Here is a 6,281-nt window from a genome sequence, read left to right on the forward strand (position 1 = left end):
ACACCGGAATTCCCGAATTCATTCGGGAATTCCGGTGTGCGACCCTGCAATGCAGCGCTACTGCGCGATCGTTTTCATCTGGAACGGCTCGCTCTTCACGATTCCCACCACAATCGATGACCATCGGTAATCATGCGCGGCCGCTTCGCGGACGACGGCGCGCACCGCCGGCATCTCGTTCTCGTGGACGCTCCAGGCTCGCCCCTGGCGGCCCAGCGCATATCCCAGAAGCTTCTGCGCGATGTTCGAGTAGTACGCCGATCGATACTTCAAGAGCCCGGCTCGCAGTTCCGCTGGCCCGTTGAATTTCGTTCCATCGACGAAGTTGCCGGAAGCGTCGATCATTTCTCCGCCATCCGTGGTTCTCCATTGGCCCACCAGGTTGAAGTTCTCCAGTGCCAGGCCGACCGGATCGAAAGTCGCATGACAGTTGATACAGGCGGGATTCGTCAGATGCTCCTTCATCCGCACGCGCATCGGGCGGTCGTCATTCGGCCTTAATGGCGGAACGTTGGGCGCGGGATCGGGAGGCGGCACGCCGAGGAACGTGGTCAGGACCATCTTCCCGCGCTCGACCGGCGAGGTGCGGTCCTTGAACGAAGTCACGGTCAGAAAACTTCCTTGTCCGAGGATCCCGGCGCGCATGTTGTCGGTGTATGTGTAGCGTTGAAATGCGCTGCCGGTAATGCCGGAAATTCCATAGTGTTTCGCCAGCCTGTCGTTGAGAAAGGTGTAGTTCGCGGTCCACACATCGAGGGCGTTGTGATCGTCATGAAGCTGATTCTCGAAAAACATCCGGGTTTCGGTCTCGAGATCCTGGAGCAGAGCGGTATCGACGTCCTGCGCACGCTCGAGCGCGTCCCACAAGGCCCAGCGCTCGAAGAAACCCGTCGTCAGACTGTTCGCTTTCGGATCCTGCAGCATCCGGCGGACCTGTTGTTCGAGTCCGGCGGGCTTTCGCAAGTTGCCTTTCTTCGCGGCGTCCAGGAGCAGGGAATCGGGCGTGCCGTTCCAGATGAATTTGGCCATGCGGTTCGCCAGGTCGGCAGCGGAGACCCGAGTGGCGGCGGTCAGCGGGACATTCATCGGATAAGCCCGATCTAATGCCGATTCCATCGCCGATATTGCCGATTCGTACATCGCGTCATCCGGCCGCGGCGAGCCGATCGGCGGATCCCGGCGCGTCCGGAGCCGGCGCAGCACTTTTTCCCAGACGGCAGATTTTTCACTCACGTCCTTTGTGTTCAGGCTGTCGAGTGCCAGTCCGGCCGTCTTGCGCGACTGGTTATGACACGACGCGCAGTACATGCTGAACATCGGGTTGATAACGCCGGAAACATCCGTGCCTGTGGATTTCGGTGAATTGGTTTGAGCGCCCGCGGTGGTGGCGAGAAAGACTGTTACGCCCGTTACGATCAGCGCGAATACTGCTCTGCATGTCATTGAAGCCTCCTCAATGAGGAAGCACCGTAACAACGCCGTGGCCGCCGAGTCTTCATGACCCTGTCGGTGACATGCACATTTCTTGTAACGCTATTGTCATGAAATTGTACGTTCACCTCCGTGCTATTTTTTGTAACGTGGGTTGGAAATGCCCGCCGTGCAGGTATCATGAGAGATTACTCTGTTTTTAAGGGGAGAGTTTGTATTGATCAGCGATTTTAAGCGGATACGAAATATTGGAATCAGTGCGCACATCGATTCCGGAAAAACCACACTTACGGAGCGAATCCTCTTTTATACCAAGCGGATACGTGTCATCCACGACGTCAAGGGCAAGGACGGCGTCGGGGCGAAGATGGACTCCATGGACCTCGAGCGGGAGCGCGGCATCACGATCCAGTCCGCCGCCACCTATTGCGAGTGGAACAACCACTTCATCAATATCATCGACACGCCGGGCCACGTGGACTTTACGATCGAGGTCGAGCGGTCGCTCCGTGTTCTCGACGGCGCGATCCTCGTGCTTTGCGCTGTGGCGGGAGTTCAGTCCCAGTCCATGACCGTCGACCGGCAGATGCGCCGCTACAACGTTCCACGCCTGGCCTTCATCAACAAATCCGACCGGACCGGCGCGAACCCGTTCAAGGTGGTCGCGCAGCTTCGTGAGAAGCTTAAACATAACGCCATCATGATGCAGATTCCGATCGGTCTCGAAGGCGATCATGAAGGCGTCGTGGATCTCATCGAGATGAAGGCCCATTACTTCGACGGCCCGAGCGGGGAAGAACGGCGCGTCGAGGAAATTCCCGAATCCCTTCGCACTCAGGCCGAAGAGAAGCGCGCCGAGATGCTCGATGCCATCTCGATGTATTCCGATGAGCTCATGGAAGCGGTTCTCGAGGACAAGGCGACGCCCGAAATGATCCACGAGGCGATCCGCAGAGGAACGCTTTCGCTGGAGCTGACACCGGTTTTTCTGGGCTCGGCATACAAAAACAAGGCCGTACAGCCTCTGCTCGACGCGGTAACACGCTATCTGCCGAACCCGACGGAGATCAAGAACGAAGCCCTCGATGTTTCCAAAGGCGAGCAGAAAGTCGCTCTCAGCCCCAAAGCCGACGCGCCGTTTGTCGCTCTCGCTTTCAAGCTGGATGAGGGCCGCTTCGGTCAGTTGACATATATCCGCATCTATCAGGGGCAGCTGAAGAGAGGCGATATGATCGTCAACAGCCGCACCGGCCGCGACGTGCGGGTCGGCCGTCTCGTGCGGATGCATTCGGACGAAATGGAAGACATTCAAGACGCCGCCGCAGGCGACATTGTCGGCCTGTTCGGTATCGACTGCGCTTCGGGCGACACGTTTACCGCCGAGACCATCCACTATTCGATGACCTCGATGCACGTGCCCGATCCGGTCATCCACCTGAGCATCAAGGCGAAGGACAAAAAAGCCGCGACGAATCTCGGAAAGGCGCTGCAGCGATTCACCAAGGAAGATCCCACGTTCCGCGCCCGCGTGGACGAAGAGTCCGGCGAGACGATCATCTCCGGCATGGGAGAGCTTCACCTGGACGTTTACGTCGAGCGCATGAAGCGCGAATACAATGCCGAAGTCGAAACCGGCGCGCCCCAGGTCGCCTACCGCGAAGCGATTTCCCGCAAAGCCGAGTTCAACCACACTCACAGGAAACAAACCGGCGGTTCGGGACAGTATGGACGTGTCGCAGGCTATGTCGAGCCGATGGAAACCGGCGATTTCGAATTCGTCGACGAGATCTACGGAGGCTCGATTCCCAAAGAGTTCATCAGTTCCGTCGAGAAGGGCTTCAAGTCGATGATCTCGAAAGGACGATTGATCGGGTTCCCGGTCACCGGATTCCGGGTCGTGATCAACGACGGAGCCGCTCACTCGGTGGACTCGTCGGACAACGCGTTCCAGGCGGCCGCGCGCGGCGCCTTCCGCTCGGTGTACTCGTCGGCGAAGCCGCAGATTCTGGAGCCGATCATGAAGGTCTCGGTGGAAGGACCGCTCGAATTCCAGGGCGCCTTCGTGCGGACCATCATGCAGCGCCGCGGACTCATCATCGGAACCACGGAGGAAGAAGGTTTCGTGCGTGTCGATACCGAGGTGCCGCTGGCGGAAATGTTCGGCTACTCGACCGATCTGCGGTCGTCCTCACAGGGAAAAGCCGAGTACACCATGGAATTTTCACGCTATGCTCCGGTTCCCTCCGAAGTACATCTGGAACTGGTGAAGAAGTACGGCACCGGCTTAGTCGCCGACGACGAGGAGTAGCGCATGTATCGCAAGGAACTCAACGAACGCAACCCGCTCCGATTGTTCGAACACTCGATCCACGGCGGCCTCGGCCGCGGAAACATCGGAGTCGTCGCCGCCCGCCACGGTATCGGCAAGACCGCTTTTCTGGTCGGCATCGCGCTGGATGAGGCCATGCGCGGCAGAAAGACTCTGCACGTTTCGCTCGATAAGACAGTCGATCACGTGCGCGAGTTCTACGACGAGATCTTCATGGACCTCGCCCATTCCGCCCATCTCGAAGACATTCCCGCCGAGCGGCTCGAGATGGAGCGTAATCGCATCATTCATACCTACGCCGGAAAATCCTTCACCATCCACAAGCTGCGCCACTCGATCAATTTCCTGAAAGAGTATGCGCACTTCGAACCGGCCTGCCTGGTTCTCGAGGGCTTCGATTTCGATAAGCTCACGGCGGAGGACATGGACGCATTCCGGGAATTGGCGCAGACGCTCAACGTCGAACTGTGGATGGCCGCCGTCACCCACCGCGGCGTGCCGTTAAACGACCACGGCGTTCCTGAACCGATCGCGAAGCTTTCCTCCGCGATATCCGTCATCGTCCAGATGGCCGATGACAACGACGGCGTCCGGCTCTCGCTCTTGAAAGATCATGACAACCCGAATGTCGCGAAGCTCACGCTCGCCCTCGACCCGGGGACGATGCTGCTGGTTAAGAAGTAACGGGATTCCAGCTTATTGATGCTGGAACATCCGGGAACTTAGCTTTGCACAAAAAGTCGGTGAGATGGACATTCCCCGCCTTTCCAAGGCGGGGTGCCCGAGGCGATCAAACCGTTAGAACGCTCGGGCGGGGCGGTTATCAACGAACCGCGAAGCGCACCTTATTTGTTGAAGTTACTAACCACCCCGTCTGCGCCGCGAACATGCTTCACTCATCCCGGACCGTCCATATCTGGCCGCTGTGGCTTGGATGAACGCCTCCAGGTAACCAAAACCGAAATTCCAGGTAATAACTGTGTAGTTGAGCGAATCACGTCAACCGCAAACGCAGTTTTAGCGTCTGTTGTGGTGAATAGGAGATCCCCGAATGCTCCGAGGGAGAGGTGTCCATGAGACAGGCTGCCGGTATCGTTCTGCTTGTTTGCTGTGTCTGTCCCTGTGTTCGCGCTGAAACGCGAACACTTGCCTTGTATCTGAAGCATTCTGGCGGCTTGACTGCCGAGTCGAGCGAAGTGATGCGATCCGAACTCCGGCGCTTACTCGGTCCTGCGCGAATCGATGTGGTCTGGAAGAATTCCACACAGCGAAGAGCCGGTGAGGCGTTCGACTTTGTTGTCGTCGGCTCCATCGAAGGTTCCTGTTCGGCGGCCGCGGATCTAACCGAAGTGCCCGAGCCTCATGGTGCAGTGCGCCTTGCCGACACTTCGGTGTCTGAAAATCATGTTCTTCCGTTTTTCGTCGTGGATTGTCCGCATGTCATATGGGCCCTCGGCAATGAAACCGTGCCCTCTGCGGTCGGCCGCGCCCTAGCTCGCGTCATCGGTCACGAGCTGTACCACATTCTGACTAAGACAACCGAACATCGCCACGCCGGTATCGCCAAAGCGGTATTCTCGATTCAGGATCTCGTCAGTCCGGGGTTGGATTTCGACTCCCGCAGCCTTTCGCAAATGAGATCGATCAGCTGATGATTTCCGGATCTCAGGCCGGTCCAATTTGGGGGCATCGTATTAGAGGCTACAACGTCTACCCGCCAAGTACTTACCGGCTAGACTCGTCGGTGCGATGGACTAGCGGGCGTTCGTCAAGCCTTCGGTCAATTCGATGCGTGTGCCGGCGGGGTCTGTGACAAACGCGGTTTTCATAATCCTCGGGACATCGTAATACGGAATCTCGACCTTTACTCCCTGCGCTTCGAGCCTCTTGCAAAATGCCTCGAGGTCTCTTACTTCAAAACCGATGTGATCGAGCGCGCGGCCTTTGGTCGGCAACGTCGGCTGATCGGATTGAATGACATTGATCTCGCCGCCATTGAAACCGGCTGTCGGGAACCCGCGCCGTGTATCGGACACCGCCCCGAATGTTTTCACGTACCAGGCGCGCACGGATTCCATGTTTTCCCGTGTTGTTGCTACGTGAATGTGATGACCGACCACGGGAGCAGTCAGCGCGCTGTTTTCCGTAAATTCCACCTTCACCTTGTCCGGGAACAGAACAACGAATTGCCGGGCCGCGGGATTTTCCTGCACGACTTCGAGATGAGCGGCGTCGGTTTTCGCGCGCATGGCCGCGAGGTCCTTCACCTGAAAGCCGAAGTGATCGATACTGGAGCCGACCGTGCCTTCGGTCGTGTCCGCTTTGCCGAGAATAATGAAGATTCCCGGAATCTTCAGAAGTTCCAGAGAGCCGCTGTGCGCAACCTCTGCGCCGAGCAGGCTGACCCAGAGCTTCTTGTGTTCCTCCGGATCTGGAACCAGCAAATGGATGTGCCCGAGGGAGACGCCGGACGCATTGGGCGTACCCAGCTGAGCGAAAACGGAAGGGCACCAACCTGTCA

Annotated in this window: 5 protein-coding genes; 3 read left to right on the forward strand and 2 right to left on the reverse strand. The window is 58.0% G+C overall.

From position 1 onward, the window contains the following. Positions 1-57 precede the first annotated feature (57 nt). Positions 58-1,443, reverse strand: coding sequence for a DUF1588 domain-containing protein (locus tag VGK48_28840; GenBank protein ID HEY2385201.1), 1,386 nt, complete (start codon positions 1,441-1,443; stop codon positions 58-60). Between the two features lie 205 nt (positions 1,444-1,648). On the opposite strand from VGK48_28840, the gene fusA reads away from it, so the two are divergent. The 3 genes from fusA to VGK48_28855 all read left to right on the forward strand — a co-directional run bounded on the left by fusA (position 1,649) and on the right by VGK48_28855 (position 5,412). Beyond that, positions 1,649-3,739, forward strand: a complete 2,091-nt coding sequence (fusA, locus tag VGK48_28845; GenBank protein ID HEY2385202.1) for an elongation factor G — start codon at positions 1,649-1,651, stop codon at positions 3,737-3,739. A 3-nt stretch (positions 3,740-3,742) separates the two neighbouring features. Next, the gene (locus tag VGK48_28850) at positions 3,743-4,444 is read left to right on the forward strand and encodes a hypothetical protein (GenBank protein ID HEY2385203.1); all 702 of its coding nucleotides are present in this window, start codon (positions 3,743-3,745) and stop codon (positions 4,442-4,444) included. Positions 4,445-4,959: 515 nt separating this feature from the next. Beyond that, positions 4,960-5,412, forward strand: a complete 453-nt coding sequence (locus VGK48_28855) for a hypothetical protein (protein ID HEY2385204.1) — start codon at positions 4,960-4,962, stop codon at positions 5,410-5,412. 102 nt (positions 5,413-5,514) lie between these two features. Here the strand turns inward: VGK48_28855 and VGK48_28860 are convergent. Next, positions 5,515-6,281, reverse strand: a 767-nt coding sequence (locus VGK48_28860) for a VOC family protein (GenBank protein ID HEY2385205.1), incomplete at its 5' end; no start/stop codon positions are given.

The sequence above is a fragment of the Terriglobia bacterium genome (assembly GCA_036496425.1).
In the GTDB taxonomy this organism is placed as follows: domain Bacteria; phylum Acidobacteriota; class Terriglobia; order 20CM-2-55-15; family 20CM-2-55-15; genus 20CM-2-55-15.

Bases quoted from the DNA above. Each gene is read 5' to 3' on its own strand.
- VGK48_28840 (HEY2385201.1), bottom strand. From the start codon at position 1,443: ATGACATGCAGAGCAGTATTCGCGCTGATCGTAACGGGCGTAACAGTC.
- VGK48_28850 (HEY2385203.1), top strand. From the start codon at position 3,743: ATGTATCGCAAGGAACTCAACGAACGCAACCCGCTCCGATTGTTCGAA.
- VGK48_28855 (HEY2385204.1), top strand. From the start codon at position 4,960: ATGCGATCCGAACTCCGGCGCTTACTCGGTCCTGCGCGAATCGATGTG.